Below are 20,643 nucleotides of genomic sequence, written 5' to 3'. Positions count from 1 at the left end.
GCGGCATCGCCGTTCGGCTATCACTCCCGCCGTCATGGACGAGCAGCGCGCCGCATTCACCCGGGTCCCGCCCCACAGCATGGAAGCCGAGGAGTCCGTCCTCGGCGGCCTCCTCATCGACCAGTTTGCCCTCGACAAGATCGCCGACCTGGTTCGCGCCGAAGACTTCTACGTCGAACGGCACGCCCGTATTTTCAGCGCAATGATCCAGCTGTCCGAGAGCGCGCGGCCGATCGACGTCATCACCGTCAGCGATCGGCTCAAGCAGTCGGGAGAGCTGCAGCGGATCGGCGGCGCGGCCTTTCTGGTCGAGCTGGCGGAGAAGGTCGTCACTGCCGCCAACGTCGAGCACTACGCCCGCATCATCCATGACAAGGCCATCCTGCGCCGTCTGATCCGCGTCTCGACCGAAATCCTCGGCGGCGCCTACGAGGCCCGCGGCTCCACGCGCGACTTCATCGACAAGGCCGAGACCGCAATCTTCGAGCTCTCCGCCGACAGCACGCATTCGGCGCTGCGCCGGATCGACGGTCTGATCGGGCCGACGGTGGAGCGGATCGAGCAGCTTTTCGAAAAGAAGCAGGAGATCACCGGCGTCGCCACCGGCTACTACGACCTCGACCGCATGACGGCCGGCCTCCAGCCGTCCGACCTGATCGTCGTGGCGGGACGGCCGAGCATGGGAAAGACCGCATTCTGTCTGAACATCGCCGAGCATGCCGCCATGGAGGGCAACATCGGCGTGGCGGTGTTCTCGATGGAAATGTCCACCGAGCAGGTCGTCATGCGCATGCTGTGCTCGCAGGCGCAGATCAACAACGCGGCCGTACGCACGGGCCAGCTGCGCGATCGGGACATCAAGAACCTGGCGCTGACGGCGGGCCGTCTGGGCAGCGCGCCGATCTACATCGACGACGCCGCGGCTCAGACCGTCGTCGAGGTGCGCGCCAAGGCGCGGCGGCTCAAGCACGACCCCGCGGCCAATCTCGGCCTGATCATCATCGACTACCTCCAGCTCATGCGCGGCGGCGGCGAGGACAGCCGCGAGCAGGAGATCTCGACGATCTCGCGGTCGCTCAAGGCCCTGGCCAAGGAACTGAGCGTCCCGGTGATCGCGCTGTCGCAGCTCAATCGCGGAGTGGAGTCGCGCACCGACAAGCGGCCGGGAATGGCGGATCTTCGCGAAAGCGGCGCGATCGAACAGGACGCCGACGTCATCGCCTTCATCTATCGCGACGAACAGTACAATCCCGATACCGCCGAGCCCGGTGTCGCCGAGATCATCGTGGCCAAGCAGCGTAACGGCCCCACCGGGACGGTGCGGCTGATGTTCGACAAGCCGTACGCGCGATTCCGCAACTTCACGTCCAGGGAAGACCCGGCATTTGCCGGAGCGCAGTCGGCAACCGATGGATACTGAAAGAACGACCTACGCCGCCGCCGCTGCGCTCGCGATCGTTCTCTGCATGGCGTCGCCTGCGCCGGCCGGTTCGCCGTCGGCTCGCGAACGATCCGACGACGCGCAGGCAGTATCGCTGGCGGAGCCCACGCGCGATTTCGCGGAAACGGGCGCCTATCTCGCCGCCGGCGGCGGGCTCGGGTTCCAGGATTTCGAATCGCCGGTCCTGGGTCTGCCGGCAAGATCGCACACGACGCCCGATCTCCTCGGCGGGATGTTCAACCTGCGCGCCGGGCATCGGTTCGGTGCGTGGATGGCCGCCGAGCTGCTGTGGGAGTACTACACGGGCTGGGACTTCCAGGTTCTCAACGGCTCCCCCCAACGAACGGACCTCAGCGGCTGGAGCCTGACCGCCAATCTCAAGGTGTTCGCGAGTCGCTCGCGGTTCCAGCCGTTCGTGGTCGTGGGCGGCGGCATCGGTCGCCTCGGCCATGGAAGCCGCGGCACGTCGTGCGAGCGCAACGGTACCGGCTGCCGCGATTTCTCGAACGATGACGAGGAAGGATTCGTGCCGCGCTTCGGCGCGGGCCTCGACGTGCACGTGACGGAGGCGTGGCGAGTGGGCGTCGAAGGCGCGTACCTGCTCGGGCGAGGCGGCTTGGAGGACATGAGCTGGGCAACGGCGGGTCTGGTGCTTGCCTGCCGCTTCCGCTGAGGCACGCGCCAGGAAGGCACGCGCCAGGAAGGCACGCGGGTGGCGGCCGGCGGTTGATCCTTCACCCGCAGGGCACAAGGATGCCTCGACGATGTCGCGCACGCTCGATCATTCCTCCGCCACGCGGTCCCGTCACTTCGCCAGCGACAACTACTCGGGCATCTGTCCCGAGGCATGGGAAGCGCTCGAGCAGGCCAATCGCGGGCACGCCGCCAGCTATGGCGAGGATGACTGGACGCGACGTGCGTCCGAGCTGCTGCGGGAGATGTTCGAGACCGATTGCGAGGTCTTCTTCGTCTTCAATGGCACGGCTGCCAACTCGCTGGCGCTCGCCACGTGCTGCCAGAGCTACCATTCCATCCTCTGCTCGGAGATCGCGCACGTGGAGACGGACGAATGCGGCGCCCCCGAGTTCTTCTCCAACGGCACCAAGGTCCTGCTCCTGCCGGCCATCGATGGCAAGGTCACTCCGCAGGGCGTCGAGCACGCAGCAACCCGCCGCACGGACATCCACTTTCCGAAGCCGCGGGTGGTCAGCCTGACGCAGGCAACCGAAGTCGGCACCGTTTACACGTCAGCCGAGGTTCAGGCGGTCTCGGCGACGGCCCGGCGCCTGGGACTCAAGCTGCACATGGACGGGGCACGTCTCGCGAATGCCGTCGCCCGCCTCGGCTGCAGTCCCGCGGCGCTGACGTGGCAGGCGGGCGTCGACGTCCTGTGCTTCGGCGGCACCAAGAATGGCATGGCCGTCGGCGACGCCGTCGTTTTCTTCGACAAGGGCCTCGCCGCCGAGTTCGAATGGCGGTGCAAGCAGGCGGGCCAGCTGTGCTCGAAGATGCGCTATCTGAGCGCGCCGTGGGTCGGAATGCTCTCGGACGGCGCGTGGCTGCGGCACGCGCGGCACGCCAATGACATGGCCGCCCGGCTCTCGCAGAGGCTTTCGGCGATCGACGGCGTGCGCCTGCAGTTTCCGACGCAGGTCAATGGCGTGTTTGCCGAGCTTCCGGCCGACGTCATCGAGGGACTGTGGGCGCGGGGCTGGCTGTTCTATACCTTCATCGGCCCCGGCGGTTGCCGCTTCATGTGCTCGTGGGACACGAGCGAGCAGGAGGTCGAGGAGCTGGCGGCCGACGTGCGCGAGCTGATGACGGCGCGCGGCGCGGCGTGATCGCAGCCGCCGCGGACGTCGCGGTGCCGTCCTCGCAGATCACCGCCGCCGCCTTCGCCGATCTCGACGCCGGGCCGCCGCGATCACGCCGGCGCCCTTGTGGCGCTGTAAAGCACCACCGGATCGTCGAAGCCCTTGAGCATGCGCCGCCCTGCAGGCTCGAACGCGACATCGGTGCATGCCGCGTTCGCCTTGACCTCCGAGGTGACCAGCAGCTCGCTCGGAACGGCGACCTGCGCGACCCGCGACGCCAGATTGACGATCGGTCCGTAGTAGTCGCCGCCGCGCAGCAGCATCTCGCCATACGCCACCGCACCGCGCGGGGTGACGGCCGCGTCGCTCGCGAACCGCTCCAGCAGAGTCAGCGCGACCCTGCAGGCAGCGCCGGCGCTGCGGGTCACGTACATCACCTCGTCGCCGATCAGCTTGACGACACGGCCGTCGTGCGCCGCGACGACGTCGTACGCCGTTTCCTCGAATCGCTCGACGAGGTCCGCCAGCTCTCGCGTGACCATGCGCTGGGTCAGGGTGGTGAAGCCGACGAGGTCGACGAAGCCGACCGCGAAGATGACGTGATCGGTGGAACGGCTGACGCGCGCCTCGCGCAGGCGGCGGATGGCCGTCTCCACGTGAACGCTGAAGAGGCTCATGATCAGGCTTCGCACACCCTCCAGCGACTCGATGGCCTGCAGGTTCCGCTTGGCGACCGTCAGCTCGCTGCCGCCGCCTTCGAGGATCGGCTGCTCGACGTTGGCCTGGAACAGCGTGACCGCCGCCTCGGCGATGCGTGAGAGCGAGGACGCAACCACCCGCGTGAAGCGACGAGTGGCAGTCTCGCCAAAAAGTGCCGAGCCTCCGCGATAGACCGAGAACAGTGCGAGGTCGGCTTCGGTGAACACGGGATCGTCCGGCTTTGCCGGCGACATCCCCGCAGCCAGCGCGAGCGATACGACCTCGTCCAGGGACATGTCGACGCGTGTGCTGATCTCTCGCGCCGAGATCCGCTTCCCGGGCCGCAGCGCCAGATCGCCGGCCAGTCCGGTCAAAGCGCGATGGCGGTGCGTCAGCATCTGCTCGATGGTGATGCCACGCTCGGTCAGCCACACCAGCAGCTCGAGCCGACCGGGTGCGTTCGGAGCGTCGGGGTCGTAGAGGCCCGCTGCCGCGAAATCCTCCGGCGTCATGCGCTGCGCTTACGCTGCCACCGGGCCGAACGCAACGAACATGCCCGCTAGCGCTTTTTCTCCAGCGCCGCAGCCCACCGCTGCGACCAGGCCGCGATGGGCGCCAGCCGCTCGAGCAGATCGCGCCCGAGCGGCGTCAATCCGTAGCCACCGGCTTCTCCGTCGTCGATGAGCGCATTGCTGCGCAGCTCGCGCACGCGGTCGTTGAGTACGGTCGGGCTGACGCCGTCGCAGGCTTCCTGCAATGCTCGAAACGTCCGCCGCTCCTCGCGAAGCTCCCACAGGATGCGCAGCGCCCATCGGCGCCCCAGCAGATCCAGGAGCGCCATGACCGGCCGCCCCGTACGTGATCCGCGAACGCTCCGTCCGGGAGCCGGACGCATTTGTCTGCGTGTCGACACATCGAACCCCTTGCGCTATGAAAAGCGTAGCGATACCGTGCTACGCAATTCATAGCGCGGCCCGCGTGCCGCCGCCAGCGAGGAGTCGATCATGCAGCCGAGAATCCAGCCGGCCCAGCCGCCGTACCCCGAAGATGTCGCCGCATGGCTCGCCAAAGTCATGCCGGCCGAGGTCGAGCCGCTGATGCTGTTCCGAACGCTGGCGGTCAACCCGCGCGTGTTCGGCCGCGTCATGGCCGGAGGTCTGCTCGACCGGGGCAGCCTGACGCTTCGCCAGCGCGAGCTGGTCATCGACCGCACGACCTGGCGGTGCGGCTCCGAGTACGAATGGGGAGTGCACGTGGCGTTCTTCGGCGGGCGAGCGGGGTTCGGCGACGCCGAGGTCGCCGACATCTGCCGGGACGATCCGGAACAGACGAAATTCGCGCCGGAAGAAAAGCTGTTGCTGCGGCTGTGCGACGAGCTGCACGAATCGGCGACGGTGAGCGAGGAGCTGTGGAAGGAGCTGGCGGCGGTCTATGACGTGGCGCAGCTCGTCGAGCTGGTCGTCGTGGCCGGCTTCTACCACCTCATCTCGTTTGCGACCAACGCATTCGCGCTGGCACCCGAGCCGTTCGGCGCGCGTTTCCCGGAGCCTCAGGCCGTCGCTGCGGCTGCCGCAGAATAGGCGGCGAGCAGGGCGCGGCGGTCGGTGCTGCGCTCGATCTCGCTGATCACGGCGACGCTGGCCGCGCCGGCGCGCCAGCATGCCGGCGCCGAGTCGATGGTGATGCCTCCAATGGCGACGACGGGCCTGGCGCCGGCAGCGCGGCACGCCTGCGCGAGAAGCTCGATGCCTCGCCCCGCGCGGACGCCGGCCTTGGTCGGGCTCTCAAAGACCGGGCCGAAAGCGAGATAGTCGGCATCCAGCCGGGCGGCGGCGGACATCTCGGCCACCGAATGTGTCGAGTAGCCAATGATTGCGTCCGGCCCGAGCACGCGCCGCGCGGCCTCCACCGGAAGATCCTCATCGCCCACGTGCACACCGCTGGCTGCCGCGATCAGCGCGACGTCGACGCGGTCATTGACGATCAGGCGGCAGGCACTCCGATGCAGCCGCTCGCCGAGGTCGGCCGCGAGCGCCGCAAACGCTGCGGCACCGAGCTCTTTCGCACGCAGCTGCACGATCCGCGCGCCCGCCTCCGCCAGCTCGAGCGCCAGAGCGCGCCCCGACTCGATGGCGGCGGCGCCGCTGCCGGCGACGTTGACGATCGGATAGAGCGGCGGCAGCCGCAGCGGCGGCTTCACGGCTTGGAGCGGCTGATCGAGATGCCGTAGTCGGTGATCTTCTTGCGCAGCGTGTTGCGGTTGATACCGAGGATCTCGGCGGCTTTGAGCTGATTGCCGCCGGTGCTCTCGAGCACCGCTTCGAACAGCGGCTTCTCGACCATTGCCAGCACGCGCGCGTGCAGGTCGCGCGGCTCGACGCCCCCGAAGCCGGCCAGGTGCTCGCGAATCTTCACCGACAGCACGTCGGCCAGAGGCAACCCCTCGTCGGCCACCGTGCGAGGGGAACGGCGGGTCAACGGAAGGTCGGCCGGCGCCAGCACGCGATTGGGAGCCAGCGCTGCCGCCCGCAGCAGCACGTTCTCGAGCTCGCGCACGTTGCCTCGCCATGGATGCTCGAGAAGCAGCGCCATGGCTTCGGGAGAAACGCCGCGAACGTTGAAGTGCTCGCGCTCGTTGATGCGGTCGATGAAGTAGGGGACCAACAGGGCGATGTCCTCACGTCGTTCGCGCAGCGGCGGCAGCTCGATGACGACGACCTTGAGCCGGAAGTAGAGGTCCTCGCGGAACTGCCCCGCCTCCACCTGAGCTTCGAGGCGCTTGTTGGTGGCCGCGATCACCCGGCAGTCGGCGGGGATGAGCTCGTGCCCGCCGACGCGCGAGAACTCGCGCTCCTGCAGGATGCGCAGCAGCTTGGCCTGAAGCGGCAGCGGCATGTCGCTGATCTCGTCCAGGAACAGCGTTCCACCCCTGGCCTGCTCGAACTTGCCGATGCGGCGCTCGGTGGCGCCGGTGAAGGCGCCGCGCTCGTGCCCGAACATCTCGCTCTCGAGAAGGTCGGCCGGAATGGCGGAGCAGTTCACTGCCACGAACGGGCCCGCCGATCGTGTCGAGTAGGCATGGATCGCGCGTGCGACCACCTCCTTGCCGGTGCCGCTCTCACCCTGGATCAGCACCGTCGTGGGACTGCCGGCCATGCGGCCGATGATCTTGTAGACCTCCTGCATGGCAGGCGAGGCGCCGACGATGTCGACCTTGGCTGCCGCGTCGCCCTTGCCGCGCGATTTGGCGATGGCCCGTCCGAGAGCGCGTCCTTCCAGGATGCGTTTGGTCAGCTCGACGATGTGGTCCAGGTCGAAGGGCTTGGTGACGTAGTCGTAGGCGCCGCGGCGGGTGGCCTCGATCGCGTTGGCGACGGTCGCCTTGCCGGTGATGACGACGACGTCGGTGTCGCTGCCGCCCTGCTTGACCGCGTCCAGGACCTGCAGGCCGCTGGCGCCGGGAAGGTTGATGTCGACGAACGCGACGTCGACGTCTCCCGCTTCCAGGCGCGTCAATGCTGCTTCCGCATCGCCGGCCGTCTCGACGTTGCAGCCGGTGTCGGCCAGCGCATCGGCGATGATGCGGCGGATATCGACCTCATCGTCGACGACGAGGACCGTGCCGTTGCGGGCGCTGCTCATGTTGCGGCCGCCTTGGCCCCTTCGCGGCCCGTGACGACGGGAAGGGTGACGTGAAAGACGGCGCCGCCGTCGGGGCCGTTCTCGGCGCGGATCCTTCCGTCGTGCGCAGCCGCGATGGCGCTGGCGATGGCCAGTCCCATACCGTGTCCGCCCTTGCGGCGCGAGAACAAGGGCGAGAACATGTGCTCGAGCGCTTCGGCGTCCAGGCCCGGGCCGTTGTCTGCGATGGACACGGTCAGGAAGTGGACGCGGCCTCCTTCGCGTTCGACATAGAAGGAATGCTCCATCCGTGTGGTCAGCCGGACGCGGCCGCCGGGGGAAGGGCAGACCGAAAGGGCGTTGCTCAGGATGTTCAGGAACAGCTGCTCCAGGCGCCCGGCATCGCCCCTGACGTCGGGCAGGCTCGGGTCGAACTCGGCCTCCAGGGCCACTCCGCGCTGCTCGGAGGCGGGGCGTTGCAGCAGCAGGAGATCGTTCAGAATGCGGTGGATGTTGACGGGCTCGCGCTTGAGAAGCGGCGCTTCCAGCGCCATGAGCGCCTCGACCAGCTCCTTCATGCGGTCGGCCTGACGCACGATCATCTCGGTGTACTCGCACAAGTCCGCGCGATCGCTGAGGCGGCGGCTCAGCAGCTGGGCCGCGCCGCGAATTCCGGAGAGCGGGTTGTTGATCTCGTGCGCGAACTGCGCCGCCAGCCGGTCCAGCTCGGCCACACGCTGGCGGTCGCGATCCTGATGCTGCAGCGGTCCTCGGCGGCTCAGATCGTACAGCACCAGAAGCCGGCCGAAGGCAATGTCATCGCGATCCCTTATGAGTACCGCCTCGGCCACGACCGGCTTTCGGGCGCCTGCAGCATCCAGCTCCCCTTCCTCTCGCAGCGCCGGATGCTCGTGATCGATGCGGTCGAGCACGCCACCGATCCAGGCCGAGCGCGCAAAGATGTCGCTGGCGCGCTGGCCGAGCAGGGCCCGGCGCGAGCGGCCGAGCATCGCTTCGGCAGCCTGGTTGACGAAGGAGGCGGTCTCCTCCGAGAACACGACCACGCCCTCGAGCATGTTGGCCAGCACCAGCTCGAGGTCGACGGAGGAATTCATTGCGTGCGAAGTCACGAGCGAGGCTGGCGCATGGGCGATCGGAAAAACGATCGGCCGGATGCTAACATGCGCGGACGCGCGGCCAAACCGGCCAGCGGCCATGGAGAGCGACGTGCTGCGAATCGGACAGGGCTACGACATTCACCGTCTCGTCGAAGGCCGGCCTTTGCGGCTCGGGTGCGTGACGGTCGAGAGCGAGCGCGGCGCGCTCGGTCACTCCGACGGCGATGCGGCCGCCCACGCCATCTGCGATGCGCTGCTCGGTGCCGCTGCGCTGGGCGACCTGGGCACGTTCTTTCCCTCCAGCGACGCGCGTTGGAGGAATGCCGACTCGACCGTCTTCCTCGCCCACGTCGCGCGTCTGCTCGGCGAGGCTGCTGCCACCATCGTCAACGTCGACGTCACCATCGTCATCGAGCGCCCCCGCATCGCTCCGCACATCGATGCGATGCGCGCCGCGGTCGCCGCGGCCCTCGGCGTCGACTTCACCCGCATATCGGTCAAGGCCAAGAGCGGCGACAGCATCGGCGCGATCGGCGCGTGGCAAGCCGTCGAAGCCCACGCCATCGCCCTGATCGATCTGTGATCCGGTGTTCGAGCGCGGGCGACGAGAGTGGTTCGTATGCGAGGCGCGGCGCGAGGCGTGAGCGCAAGCGGGCTGGAGCGGGCCCCGAGCGACGCAACGAAGCACCCGCGCCGCTATCGTCGTCCGTCGGAGATCCTACCTAGGACGGACTCTTCGTGGAGAAGCCCTGGTCGTTGAAGACCAGGAGCGTCGGTCGTCCGCCGACGACCGTCTTCAGCGCGACCTCACGGCCCCATAGCTGAAAGATGTACGCCAGCGTCTTCTCGGCATCGGCGAGCTTCAGCTCGCGGCCCTCGAAATCGTGCTCGAGCAGCAACACGCGAGCGCCACGATAGTCCGCATCGATGACCTTGATGACCGGCACCGACCCCATTCCGACGCTGCGGACGAGCGAGGTCTTGATCTTCTCCCAGCCGTCCTCGTCGGCCACTTCGCTGACGACGCGCTCGCCGCGCCGGTCGGTGAATTCGAACAGGCCAAGCTCGCGAGCCAGTCGCTCCGTGAGGAAGCGGCGCAGGAAAGAGCTGTCACGCTCGCACTCGCGCGCCGCAAAGATCGCCCTGCGCCCCGCGTTGTCGCGGGAGAGGTCGATCGGGCCGTCGCCCTCGTGGCTCCGGTAGATCGCGTCCCAGACGCGAAACCCGATGTGGTACGGGTTCAGCCCTCCAGGAGCCGGCCGGATCACCGCGTTGTGGTGGATCATGAACTCGATGGCCAGCGCCTGCGGAAGGTCCAGGCTGTTCATGATGTGATAATGGAAGAAGCTGGCCCAGCCCTCGTTCATGATCTTGGTCTCGATCTGGGGCAGGAAGTAGTGTGTCTCCTCGGCGACGATGGTGATGAGGTCGCGCTGCCAGTCGGCCAGGAAAGGGTTGTAGTCGCGCACGAAGAGAAGCAGGTCCTCTTCGGGCTGCAGAGGGACCTTTCTGAGATCGGGCTCGACGTAGTCGGTCTTCTTGTGGATGTTGCTGTACGGGTCGCGACGCGGCTGGGCGGCCTCGTAGAGGCTCTCGAGCTGCTCGGCCGGACGCATCTTGCGCACGAACAGGTTGCGCCGGCACTGCAGGGACAGCGCATGGGCGGCATCCAGGACCGGCTCGACGCGGGCCACGCCGATGCTGGGATCCTCCAGATACTTCCGCACCCTGGCCGCGTGCGATTTGAATGTCGGCAGGGTGAACTCGGGGCGCGTCCGCGAGAAGCCGAAGTTGTTCTTGAAGAAGTCGTTGTGCCCGTAGACGTGCGCCATCGTCAGCACGTTCAGGCACAGCGAGTTGTCGCCCATCAGGTAGGCCAGAGACGGGTTCGAATTGATCACCATCTCGTAGGGAAGGCCCTGGACGCCGTAGTGGTAGAGAGTTTTCAGGCGCTCGAATGCCTTGCCGAACGACCAGTGCGAGTAGCGCGACGGCATGCCCGAGTAGGCCATGTAGCCGATCATCTCCTCGTGGTCGCAGATCTCGAAATCCTGAGGAAAGCAGTCCAGGCCGTAGGCGACGGCCTTGTCCATGATGCGCTTGTCCCAGTCTTCCAGCTCGCGCAGGTCCAGGTTCATGAAGAGGCCTCGGCCTGGACGCGCTCGCCGGTGAGGAAGGCGCGGAAGCTCGGCCAGACGTCTTCCTTGCGCTCGATGAGCACGGTGCGGAAGTTGTCGGTGCCCACGCGCTTGAACGTGTCCAGCAGCGAGCTGCCGTAGAAGCCGGCGCCGCGCGGCTTGATCTCGCCGTAACCGACGAGGTTCGCCACTTCGCACAGGGCCTGGACGGCCTTGATGGCGGTGGGAGTGTCGGATCCGAAGTTGTCGCCGTCGCTGCAATGGAACGCGTAGATGTTCCAGAGCGCCGGATGATAGCGGTCGTTGACGACGTCGAGGGCCTTGCGATAGCCGGAAGACACGAAGGTGCCGCCGGACTCGCCCTTGTGGAAGAACTCGTCCTCGGTGACTTCGTTGGCTTCGATGTCGTGCGCGATGAAGACGACCTCGACGTGCTCGTAGCGCCGCCGCACGAACTGGTAAAGCAGGAAGAAGAAGCTGCGCGCCAGGTACTTCTTGGTCTTGTCCATGGAGCCGGAGGTGTCCATGATGCACATGACCACGGCGTTGGACTCCGGATGCACCTCGGCGGTGCGGTGGCGGTAGCGCAGGTCCTGCAGGTGGAACGGGACGCGCTGGTCGCTGCGGCCGGTGCCGACCGTCTTCCTCGAGATCACGCGCTTCATGCGCTCGCGAACGGTGCGTCGTTTGTCGAGCCGCACGCGAAGACCGACCGAGCGGTAGCCCTTGCGGCGGGTGTTGCGCAGCGCCTCGATCTGGGCCATCGGCTTGCGCTCGAGATTGGGCAGCTCCAGGTCCTCGAACATCATGCCGATGAGCTCGTCCAGCGTGACCTCGGTCTCGTAGTAGTCGACGCCGGGCCGGTCGCCGCCTTCGCCCTGCTTGCCCTGGCCCTTTTCGCCGTCCTGGGCGATCACGTCGCCGCGCTGCAGCTCCTCGCCGGCGCCTTCTCCGACGCCGGGCGCATTCTCGCCGTAGATGAACCTGTACTCGCGGACGCCGCGGATCGGCACCTTGATGATCTGGTCGCCGGAGCGGCCGATGATCGATTCCTCCGCGATGATGTCGGCGATGTTCTCGCGGATGGAGGAACGGACCTTCTGCCGGTGCCGCAGGCGATCGCCCGCGCTGCGGTCACCGGAGATCTCACGCTTGGGACGGAAACTTCCCATGGGACGAGCCCGCGGTCAGCTTCAGTCCTTCCAGAGATGATTGGCCGCGTACTTGAGCACCACGTCCACGCAGTGGCGGCAGTACCCGTTTTCGAGCAGGTTCTGCACCATCGCGGAGTACTTGGTGTTCTGCTCCTCGTCGCGCGTCGTGGCGCGCGTGACGATGCGCGACAGGTCGCGGACCGAGGACATGAGCTTCTTCTCGATGGCCTGCCGCAAGGGCTCGTAGCTTTCGTAGCTGACCTTGACGCCGCGGCGCGTGCTCGACCACAGGTAGGAGATCACGTCCTGGCGGAAGCCCTCGGCAGCCGAGCCGATGACCGCGATCTGCTCCTCGATCGATTTGAGGAACGCCTCGTCCGGCTGCAGCTCCTCGCCCGTGTTGCGGTCCTTGACCTTGCCCTTGTTCACGTAGGCTTCGGCATGGTCGAGGTAGTTCTGGAACAGCGACTCGGCCTGCTCGGAGAACGAGAACACGAAGGCCTTGGTGATCTCCTTCTCGAGGACCTCCTGGTACTCCTTGTTCAGGGTGTCCTGCAGCATCTCGAGATAACGCTTGCGGGTGTCGTCCGGGAAGTCGTGCTCGCGCACCATCGAGACCAGCGCTTCGCGCACGCTGATAGGATTGATGCAGTTGCCCGAGGAGCCGTCGGAAAGCGCATTGTCGAGGGCCTTCATGATGAAGCGCGTCGAGATTCCGTCCATGCCCTCGCGCTTGGAATCGCCGCGCAACTCGGTGACGTCGATCTTCTTGGTGCGGCCCTTCTCGAGGACCTCCTCGCCGTTGTAGATCTTCAGCTTCGTCATCAGGTCGCACTTCTGCGTCGGCTCCAGCCGCGACAGGATCGCGAACATGGAGGCGACCTCCAGTGTGTGCGGCGCGATGTGCGCGGCGAAGTCGCTGCGCTCGATGATCTTCTTGTAGATCTTCACCTCTTCGGAGAGGCGCAGGTTGTAGGGGACCTTCACGACCACGATTCGATCGAGAATCGCCTCGTTGGTGTGGTCGGCGCGAAACTTCTGCCACTCCGCTTCGTTCGAATGCGCCGCGATGACGGCGTCGACGTAGACGAGTCCGTGCCGGCCGGGCGCCGGGATCACCTTCTCCTGCGTGGCGGTGATCATGGCATGCAGGTACTCGGTATCGTTCTTGAAGACCTCGATGAATTCGCAGATTCCGCGGTTGGCGACATTGAGCGCGCCGTTGAGATCGAGCACGCGCGGGTCGCCCTCGGAGTATTGATCGAGCTTGGAGATGTCCTCGCTGCCGATCAGGACGGAGGTGTCCTGGTTGTTCGGGTCCACCGGCGGCACGACGCCGATGCCGATGCGGTGCCGGCGCGAATAACGCATCGTCTCCACCGGAACTTCCTCGTATCGTCCGCCGAAGTCGTTCTGCAGCCGGAAGCGGCACACAGGGCACAGGTCGCCTTCGATGTGGACGCCGAGCATCTTCTCGAACTCGCGACGCAGATGGCGAGGGATCAGGTGCAGCGGCTCCTCGTGCATCGGACAGCCGACGATGGCGTAAAAGGGCGGTCCCTCCTCCAGCGCGGCGTGGATACGGTCGACCAGCGAGCTCTTGCCCGAACCCACGGGTCCCATCAGGTAGAGCACCTGGCGCGCTTCCTCACCCTTGAGCGCGGCCGAGTGGAAGTATCGAACGATCTGGCCGGTAACCTTTTCGATCCCGAAGAAGTGATCGGAGAAGAACGGGAAGACTCGAGTGACCCCGTCAGGGTAAAGACCGCTGCCACGTTCGCTTTCGGTCAGCTCATGAACGCCGTGGCTCGTGATGATGTCGTAGACGCGGGCGTGGGCGAGCTTGGCTATGGAAGGATCGAGCCGAACCTTTTCGAGATAGTCGAGGAAGCTGCCGCGCCATTCCAGTTCGGCGCCTGATGCGCGGTCTGCCCGTATGATGTCCTCGAAGGTCCTTGGTGACTCGTCCATATGTCCGCTCCTCCCATCAGGTCGGTGACGACGCGGCCGACGAGCAGCGCTCGTCTGGGTCGCCGCGGTTCCCTCCTCCCTCCTTTAAACGTGCCATGCGTGCACACCCTTCAACGCCTTCATGGAAAAAAATTATGCGCCCGCACTTGGAGGAGGGCAATACGATAAACGCACAGCAATCCGAGTACCTGCGCCGGCGACCCTGTGCGCGTGCGCGAAAACCTCCGCGACGCAAAGCGGCGAGGCATGTCTTGCACCTGCGCAGTCTCGCGCGGCGAAGCCCGATGCAGCCGAGCAGTTGAGCATTGGCCGTTCCTGGTGATCCCGTCTTGACAAAAGCCGGTAAGGTGCGCTGCTGCGAGGCCGTGTCGCCATGGCCGGCGGCAGCGGCGCGCAACGCGCGCCGGATCGGCAGCGACGCCAGACACGGGAGCGGCGATGGCGTGCTGCAGGCCCAAGTCGGCAGCGGACGGCGCGTCGGCCGGCAGCGCGGCCTGGCACAGGCCGGGCCCTTCGCGCGTGACGCGGCATGTTCGCCAGAGCGCTCCATCGATTTTTCTTCGACGCGACCATCTGGTTCATTCGCGCATGCAGGCCATTCGCACGCGTTTTGCACCCAGCCCCACCGGCCATCTGCACATCGGCGGCGCCCGCACGGCGCTGTTCAACTACCTTCATGCCCGCCGGCACAGCGGACACTTCGTGCTGCGGATCGAAGACAGCGACCGTGAGCGATCGACCGAGGAATTCACTCGTTCGATCCTGGAAGCCCTGAGCTGGCTGGGGCTCTCCTACGACGAGGGCCCCTACTACCAGTCGCGGCGCGGCGACTATTACGAGCAGGTCATCGATCGCCTGCTCGCCAGCGGCCATGCCTATCATTGTCTGTGCACGCCAGAGGAGCTCGAGGCCAAACGGCAGGCCGCTCAAGCCGCCGGCCGGACGCCGGCGTACGATCGCACCTGCCGTGATGCCGGACACCAGCCGGTGGCAGGGCGGCGAAGCGTTGTGCGGCTCAAGGTGCCGCTGGACGGACAGACGATCATGACCGACGTCATTCGCGGCGTCATCGCGTTCGAGAACCGCGAGCTCGACGACTTCGTCATCGTACGCTCGGACGGCAGTCCGATGTTCCATCTCGTCAACGTTGCCGACGACATCGACATGGGGATCACGCACATCCTGCGCGGGGAAGACCACATCACCAATACGCCGCGGCAGATGCAGATCTTCGCCGCCCTCGGCGCCAGGCCGCCGGTCTATGGGCACATGCCGCTGATCGTGGGGCAGGACCGAACGCGGCTGTCCAAGCGCCACGGCGCCACCTCCGTCCTGGCCTATCGCGACGCGGGCTTCCTGCCGGAGGCCACCATCAACTACCTGGCCCGCCTCGGCTGGTCGCACGGCGACCAGGAGGTCTTTACCAGGCAGGAGCTGATCGAGCTGTTCGATCCGGCCGGCATCAACAAGGCTGCCGCAGCCTGGGATATCGAGAAGTACTCGTGGGTGAATGCGCAGCACATGCGAGCGCTCGGCCTCGAGGAGCTGACGCGCCATGTCCGGCCGATCCTGGCCGAGCGCGGGCATGGCGGCCGCGACGAGGGCTGGCTCGAGCAGGCCGTGGCACTCGTGCGCGAGCGCGCGCGTACGCTGGTCGAGCTGGCCGATCAGCTCGAGCCGCTGGTGCGCGACGAGATCGAATACGACGCCAAGGCCGCCGAGAAATTTCTTGGCGAAGGGGAGAGGGCGCGGCTGCTGGCGCTGTGCGACCGCCTGCAGACGCTGGAGCCGTGGGAGGCTCCGGGCATCGAGGGTGTCTTTCGCGCCGTGTGCGAGGAGCAAGGGATCAAGCTCGGTGCGCTCGCGCAGCCTGCTCGCGTCGCGCTGACGGGCGCGACCGCGAGCCCCGGCATCTTCGAGCTGTGCGCGGTGCTCGGACGCGAGCGGACGGCGTCGCGCATACGTTCAGCCTGCGATGCCGCGGCATCGGGCGGGCTGCGGACCAGACCCGCGGGCGCGCTCGGCTCTAGCGATGCCGCCGGCTAGGCCGCCGGAGCGCGCAGCAGGTTGAGCGCTCCACCTGCCTGAATCCAGCCGATCTGCTCGGCGTTGCAGGAGTGGCGGACTTCGATGCGGTCCTCGCTGCCGTCGCGGTGGTGCAGCAGCATCAGCAGCGGCTTGCCCGGCGCGATCGTGAAAGCGGCGGGAATCGACAGCTCGTCGTCCTCGCGTACCCGGTCGTAGTCGGCGGGGTTGGAGAACGTCAGCGGCAGGATCCCCTGCTTCTTCAGGTTGGACTCGTGAATGCGCGCGAAGCTGCGCGTCAGCACCACCGCGCAGCCGAGATGTCGCGGGCTCATGGCGGCATGCTCGCGGCTGGAGCCTTCGCCGTAGTTCTCGTCGCCGACGACCACCCAGCGGCGGCCGGCCGCCTTGAGCGCCCGCGCGACCGCGGGAACGGGCTGACCCTGCTCGCCGGTGAGCGGATTGCGCGTCATGCCGCGCTCGCCGGTTCCCGCACGGATGGCGCCGGTGAACATGTTGTCGCTGATGCGATCGAGATGGCCGCGGTAGCGCAGCCATGGGCCGGCGGGGCTGATGTGGTCGGTGGTGGTCTTGCCCCGCGTCTTCAGCAGCAGCGGCATGCGCAGGAACTGCGCTTCGACTGCCGGCGGAAACGGGTCGAGCAGCGAGAGCCTCTCGCTGTCGCTGCGCACCTTCACCACCACCGTCTCGGGGTCGGCGGAGGGCGGCTGATAGCCCGTCATCACGCGCTCGAAGCCGCCCACGGGAACCTCGGGCGCCTGCGGCGGCGGCGACAGCCGAAAAGACCGCCCGTTCGCCTCCAGCATGTCGGTGAGCGGATTGAATGACAGCGAGCCCGCCAGCCCGAGCGCAAGCGTCACCTCGGGGCTGGCGATGAATGCCAGCGTGTCGGGATTCGAATCGTTGCGGCCGGGAAAGTTGCGGTTGAAGGAGGTGACGATGGAGTTGGGATCGCCTTTGCGGACGTCCTCGCGCTTCCACTGGCCGATGCAGGGACCGCACGCGTTGGCCAGCACCTGTGCACCGACCTTCTCCAGCGCCGCCATCTGTCCGTCGCGTGCGATGGCCGCATGGATCATGTCGCTTCCCGGGCTGATCAGCAGCGAGGCCTTGGCGGCGTAGCCGTGGGCCGCCGCCTCCTCGGCGATTGCCGCGACACGCGAGATGTCCTCGTAGGAGGAGTTCGTGCAGCTGCCGATCAGCGCCGCCGTGACGCGCTGCGGATACGCCTCGGTGCGCGCCGCCGCCGCAACCTGCGAGAGCGGCCGCGCCAGGTCGGGCGTATGCGGGCCGACCAGGTGCGGTTCCAGCGTGCAAAGGTCGATCTCGACGATCTCGTCGTAGTAGAGCTCCGGCTTCTCCGCGGTCTCCGCATCGGCGGTGACGAGGTCGAGGCTGCGGGCGGCCAGATCGGCCAGCGCGGCACGGCCGGTGGCGCGCAGATAGATCGCCATACGGTCGTCGAAAGGGAACACCGAGCACGTGGCGCCGAGCTCGGCTCCCATGTTGCAGATCGTTCCCTTGCCCGTGCAGCTGATGCTCGAAGTTCCAGGCCCGAAGTATTCGACGATCTTGTTGGTTCCACCCTTGACGGTGAGCATGCCGCAGAGCTTGAGGATGACGTCCTTCGGCGCGCTCCAGCCCTCGAGCCTGCCCAACAGACGGACGCCGATCGTCTTCGGCAGCAGGACCTCCCACGGAAAGCCTGCCATCACGTCGACGGCATCGGCGCCGCCCACGCCCGCTGCGCACATGCCGAGACCGCCGGCATTGGGCGTGTGCGAGTCGGTGCCGATCATGAGGCCGCCGGGAAACGCATAGTTCTCCAGCACGACTTGATGGATGATGCCCGAGCCCGGCTTCCAGAAACCGATCCCGTACTTCGCCGACACCGAGGCCAGGAAATCGTAGACCTCGGCATTTTCGCTGCGCGCGCGGTCGGTGTCGGGGCCGGCGCCGGCGCGGGCCTGGATCAGATGATCGCAATGAACGGTGGTCGGCACCGCGACGGCCGGGCGGCCCGCCTGCATGAACTGGAGCAGCGCCATCTGTGCCGTCGCGTCCTGCATCGCCACGCGATCGGGCCTCAGCTCCACGTAGCTCACTCCGGCCTCCAGCTCGGCCAGCTCGGGCCGCGCCAGATGACCCAGAATGATCTTCTGCGCCAGGGTCAGCGGCCTGCCGATGCGCTGGCGGACGATCTCGAGCCGCTTGCGCATGAGGTCATAGGCTGCGGCGACGAACTCCGGCGTGCTTTCGATGCAGGGCATGGGCGGACTCCGCTGCGGGATTGCCTCTGCTATTCCACGAGCGGCGGCCGGTGTCAGTCGGCGCACCTGCGTTGGGTGCGCCGGCGATTCGCACGGTTGACGCGTGCGATTCTCCTGTCTAATAGAACTCTTCCGTCGCGGCGGCGCGACTCGCTCCAGCGCCGTCCAGCGCCCGCGGCCCCATCGTCTAGCGGTCTAGGACGTCGGCCTCTCACGCCGAAAACACCGGTTCGATTCCGGTTGGGGTCACCATCCAATCGTACGTTTCTGCTGCACCGGCCGGCCGGCGCCGATAGCCGCCGATCGACCTCGTCGCTCGCTCCACCGGGCCTCCAGCGCGCTTACGCTCGCTTCTCGGCCCGCGTCTTGCGGCGCGACGGCAGGCCTGCGGCGCGACCATTGTCGACGCCCGCGCCTGGTCGTGCGGGAGCATCTCGCTTTGCTTGCTGCTCGGCGGGCGGGCGGCGGGCAGAACCCGCTGGCGTTCAGTCGCTGCGGGATTTGAAGAGAGTGGCGGCGTTGGTCGCGGGGTCGGTGAACCGGGCCTGCCAGCAGGGCGTGCCGTCGTTGCGTTTGAGGCGGACGGTTGCGGGGAGGGGCAGGAAGAGCGGGGGGACGCCGAGCATTTCGCCACGGCCTTTGAGGACGATCTTGCCTTGGGTCCCTTCCTTGATCCGGATGCTGGTCAGGCCGCCGACGGCCCCGTCTTCTTCGGTGTAGGCCGCGCTGGTATCGCGGACGTCCCAGCAGGCGCCGTCCGCGCAATCGCTTCCGCTTTGCGCCGTCGCGCTCAGCACCAGGCCGCTGGCGTCGTAGACGCACAGCGTGAGCTCGGTCGACGCTTGCGGCGCGCCGAACTCGTCGAGCGCCACCGGAGTCTGGCTCTTCCACTTCCAGATGATCGAGTCGGCCTCATCGACCGATCCGTTCTTGAGAACGAGCACGCTCTTTGCCGGCGCCGCGTCCTGGCACGGATAGATGTCGCCCGGTACGACGCAGCCGGCGTCGGGATCGCAGGTCAGGCAGGGATCGCATTCCAGAAGGAATCCGCCCTGGCAGGTGCCGCTGCTGCACGTGCCACCGACCATGCACTGGTTCTGGCTCGCGCACGGGGTGCCGTCGGCGCCGATGGTCTGGCAATCGGCCGAGCAGCAGTCTCCGTTGAGGGCGTTGCCGTCATCGCAAATCTCGCCCATGTCCACGGTTCCATTGCCGCAGATCGTGCACACTTCCAGGCTCCAGCTTTCGAGGACGCCGTCATCCTGCGCTTCCAGGTCCTCGACGTGCAGCGTCCATGTCCCCTGCGCGTCCTCGCCGAGAAAGGCGGCAAGCGGCTCGGCCGGCTGCTTGAGCGTGGAGGGGTCGGTGGCCGGGCATGGAATGGCAGTTGTCGCCTCATCGCCGAGATAGAGATCGAAATCGTTGTCGGAGCTGCAGATCTGGTCGACCAGCCGCACCTCGGTCGATGCAGGGCTGATCAGGCGTGCCTGCAGGTCGCCGACGTAGGAGTGCTCGCCGGCCAAGCGTACGCGCATCGAGGTGACGTTGCCGAGATCGGGAAGCACCAGCGTCGAGGTGATCGAGGACTCGTCGGGGATGTTCTTCGGCACGTCCGTGGACGCGTACTCGGGACAGACAGGCGGAGTGCTCCCGATCTCCAGCGGCACCTCGATCGTGTTGTTGCTCTCGCTGGCTTCGGCGATCTCGCCGTCGGGATCGACCGTCACTCGCAGCGTGTACAGCCCGTCGGGTACGGCAGCATCCGTGATGTCGACGTACTGGCAGGGCAGCCCCGAGGCGTAGACGTCCGAGCAGCCTGCGCTGATGCCCTGGAACGAGCAGCTGTACTGCGGGTCATCGCACTCCAGGTCGAGGAGACAGAAGCCGTACTTGCTTCCCTGCGCCACGACGTTGCCGTTGGCGTCGAGCAGCTCCGTGCGGGCGAAGGACTCGAAATGCGCATGTCCGTGCGACGTGCCGCACTCGAACAATGGGTTGCTGCAGGCCGCGCCCGGATTGAGCGTGCAGTTGGGGCAGCCGGGGTTGCCGAGGATCAGGTCGTCGGCGCCGACGTTCCGCGTCCGCAGCGAGAAGTCGATGAGACGCCGGTTCTGCGTGCCCCCGGCGCAGCCTTCGTCCACATCTTCCTGCGCAACGTCGGTGACGATGACGCCGAGGTCGAAAACCTCCGCGATCAGATCCGGCAACGCCAGAGCCTGCCGCGGCACCCACAGCGCGAAAACGACGAACGCCGCGGCAGCGGCACGAGCAATGGTCCTGGTCATCGGAATCCCCGTTGCGGCGCCCGAAAAAGACGACGCGCCCGCTACCTAGCACGCCGCCGCCTTCGTGGGTACCGCGTTTCTGTGGC

Annotated in this window: 16 protein-coding genes and 1 tRNA gene; 7 read left to right on the top strand and 10 right to left on the bottom strand. The window is 67.0% G+C overall.

Annotation, left to right across the window (positions count from 1 at the left end; genetic code table 11):
* The first annotated feature begins 34 nt into the window (after positions 1 to 34).
* The 3 genes from dnaB to VEC57_20220 all read left to right on the top strand — a co-directional run bounded on the left by dnaB (position 35) and on the right by VEC57_20220 (position 3,282).
* Positions 35 to 1,420, top strand: a complete 1,386-nt coding sequence (gene dnaB / locus VEC57_20230; protein ID HYC01470.1) for a replicative DNA helicase — start codon at positions 35 to 37, stop codon at positions 1,418 to 1,420.
* Positions 1,410 to 2,114, top strand: coding sequence for an outer membrane beta-barrel protein (locus tag VEC57_20225; protein ID HYC01469.1), 705 nt, complete (start codon positions 1,410 to 1,412; stop codon positions 2,112 to 2,114). The genes dnaB and VEC57_20225 overlap by 11 nt, the downstream gene beginning before the upstream one ends.
* Positions 2,115 to 2,205: 91 nt before the next feature.
* Entirely contained in the window at positions 2,206 to 3,282 is a 1,077-nt protein-coding gene (locus tag VEC57_20220) for a low specificity L-threonine aldolase (protein HYC01468.1), read from the top strand.
* Positions 3,283 to 3,365: 83 nt separating this feature from the next.
* On the opposite strand, the gene VEC57_20215 is transcribed toward VEC57_20220, so the two are convergent.
* Positions 3,366 to 4,466, bottom strand: a complete 1,101-nt coding sequence (locus VEC57_20215) for an adenylate cyclase regulatory domain-containing protein (GenBank protein ID HYC01467.1) — start codon at positions 4,464 to 4,466, stop codon at positions 3,366 to 3,368.
* Between the two features lie 47 nt (positions 4,467 to 4,513).
* Positions 4,514 to 4,795 (bottom strand): helix-turn-helix domain-containing protein, encoded by a 282-nt coding sequence (locus VEC57_20210; protein ID HYC01466.1) that lies wholly within the window; start codon positions 4,793 to 4,795, stop codon positions 4,514 to 4,516.
* A 163-nt stretch (positions 4,796 to 4,958) separates the two neighbouring features.
* Between VEC57_20210 and VEC57_20205 the strand changes: the two genes are divergently transcribed.
* A complete protein-coding gene (locus tag VEC57_20205; GenBank protein ID HYC01465.1) occupies positions 4,959 to 5,534 on the top strand; it encodes a hypothetical protein in 576 nt (191 codons plus the stop codon).
* Here the strand turns inward: VEC57_20205 and thiE are convergent.
* The 3 genes from thiE to VEC57_20190 are packed head-to-tail and all read right to left on the bottom strand — an operon-like array spanning position 5,504 to position 8,690.
* Positions 5,504 to 6,154, bottom strand: coding sequence for a thiamine phosphate synthase (thiE, locus tag VEC57_20200; protein HYC01464.1), 651 nt, complete (start codon positions 6,152 to 6,154; stop codon positions 5,504 to 5,506). The two genes, VEC57_20205 and thiE, sit on opposite strands and share 31 nt — an antisense overlap.
* The gene (locus VEC57_20195; protein HYC01463.1) at positions 6,151 to 7,596 is read right to left on the bottom strand and encodes a sigma-54 dependent transcriptional regulator; all 1,446 of its coding nucleotides are present in this window, start codon (positions 7,594 to 7,596) and stop codon (positions 6,151 to 6,153) included. The genes thiE and VEC57_20195 overlap by 4 nt, the downstream gene beginning before the upstream one ends.
* Positions 7,593 to 8,690 carry an ATP-binding protein gene (locus tag VEC57_20190; GenBank protein ID HYC01462.1) on the bottom strand — a complete coding sequence of 366 codons (1,098 nt, stop codon included), beginning with the start codon at positions 8,688 to 8,690 and terminating at the stop codon, positions 7,593 to 7,595. Before VEC57_20190 ends, VEC57_20195 begins: the two co-directional genes overlap by 4 nt.
* Before the next feature lie 112 nt (positions 8,691 to 8,802).
* On the opposite strand from VEC57_20190, the gene ispF reads away from it, so the two are divergent.
* Positions 8,803 to 9,276, top strand: a complete 474-nt coding sequence (ispF, locus tag VEC57_20185) for a 2-C-methyl-D-erythritol 2,4-cyclodiphosphate synthase (protein HYC01461.1) — start codon at positions 8,803 to 8,805, stop codon at positions 9,274 to 9,276.
* Positions 9,277 to 9,415: 139 nt separating this feature from the next.
* On the opposite strand, the gene VEC57_20180 is transcribed toward ispF, so the two are convergent.
* From VEC57_20180 to VEC57_20170, 3 genes are read right to left on the bottom strand one after another with little or no spacing between them, the layout of a single operon-like run.
* Positions 9,416 to 10,831, bottom strand: coding sequence for a SpoVR family protein (locus tag VEC57_20180; GenBank protein ID HYC01460.1), 1,416 nt, complete (start codon positions 10,829 to 10,831; stop codon positions 9,416 to 9,418).
* Positions 10,828 to 12,003 (bottom strand): DUF444 family protein, encoded by a 1,176-nt coding sequence (locus VEC57_20175; GenBank protein HYC01459.1) that lies wholly within the window; start codon positions 12,001 to 12,003, stop codon positions 10,828 to 10,830. Before VEC57_20175 ends, VEC57_20180 begins: the two co-directional genes overlap by 4 nt.
* Positions 12,004 to 12,024: 21 nt before the next feature.
* On the bottom strand, positions 12,025 to 13,956 hold the full coding sequence (locus VEC57_20170; protein ID HYC01458.1) for a hypothetical protein: 1,932 nt from the start codon (positions 13,954 to 13,956) through the stop codon (positions 12,025 to 12,027).
* A 588-nt stretch (positions 13,957 to 14,544) separates the two neighbouring features.
* On the opposite strand from VEC57_20170, the gene gltX reads away from it, so the two are divergent.
* The gene (gene gltX, locus VEC57_20165) at positions 14,545 to 16,002 is read left to right on the top strand and encodes a glutamate--tRNA ligase (GenBank protein ID HYC01457.1); all 1,458 of its coding nucleotides are present in this window, start codon (positions 14,545 to 14,547) and stop codon (positions 16,000 to 16,002) included.
* Here gltX and VEC57_20160 read toward each other — a convergent pair.
* Positions 15,999 to 18,272 carry an aconitate hydratase gene (locus VEC57_20160; GenBank protein HYC01456.1) on the bottom strand — a complete coding sequence of 758 codons (2,274 nt, stop codon included), beginning with the start codon at positions 18,270 to 18,272 and terminating at the stop codon, positions 15,999 to 16,001. The two genes, gltX and VEC57_20160, sit on opposite strands and share 4 nt — an antisense overlap.
* 176 nt (positions 18,273 to 18,448) lie before the next feature.
* Here VEC57_20160 and VEC57_20155 point away from each other — a divergent pair.
* Positions 18,449 to 18,524 (top strand) — tRNA-Glu (locus tag VEC57_20155).
* A gap of 233 nt (positions 18,525 to 18,757) precedes the next feature.
* Here the strand turns inward: VEC57_20155 and VEC57_20150 are convergent.
* On the bottom strand, positions 18,758 to 20,557 hold the full coding sequence (locus VEC57_20150; GenBank protein HYC01455.1) for a lysyl oxidase family protein: 1,800 nt from the start codon (positions 20,555 to 20,557) through the stop codon (positions 18,758 to 18,760).
* Positions 20,558 to 20,643 lie beyond the last annotated feature (86 nt).

The sequence above is a fragment of the Candidatus Limnocylindrales bacterium genome (assembly GCA_035626395.1).
GTDB lineage: Bacteria > Desulfobacterota > Binatia > UBA1149 > CAITLU01 > DASPNH01.
This window is presented reverse-complemented; position numbering and strand designations above follow the sequence as displayed.